Origin of the sequence: Streptomyces sp. SP17BM10, from assembly GCF_036322405.1 — a bacterium.
Taxonomy (GTDB): domain Bacteria; phylum Actinomycetota; class Actinomycetes; order Streptomycetales; family Streptomycetaceae; genus Kitasatospora.
Map to the genome: position 1 here is coordinate 1 of NZ_JAQYXB010000407.1, position 337 is coordinate 337.

General features: G+C 57.3%; 1 protein-coding gene. It reads right to left on the reverse strand.

From position 1 onward, the window contains the following. The coding region (locus PUR71_RS03345) for a hypothetical protein (protein WP_329924787.1) at window positions 1-278 on the reverse strand (278 nt) is incomplete at its 3' end. Window positions 279-337: the final 59 nt, after the last annotated feature.

The window sequence follows — 337 nt, forward strand, 5'->3', positions numbered from 1 at the left end:
CCCCCTGCGACGGTGAGGGCGCCCCCGGCGGGGCGGGGGCTCCCGCGCCGCCAGCCCTCCTGGTGCCTGCCCTTACCCGCCGTCCAACCCGGTCGCCAGAGCTGCGCGGTGTCGGGCCTGGGCGCGCCGGCCCGGGCCCGCCCCCCCCCCACCAAAAAAACACCAAAAACACAACAAAAAAAAAAAACAAACACAAAAAACACCCAAAAAAAAAAACAAAAAAAAAAAAAAAAAAAAACAAACCCAAAAACAACAACCCCACCCCCACAAAAACACACCCACACCCCACCCCCCACAAAACCCCCCCCCCCCACACCCAAAAAAACAAAAAAAAAAA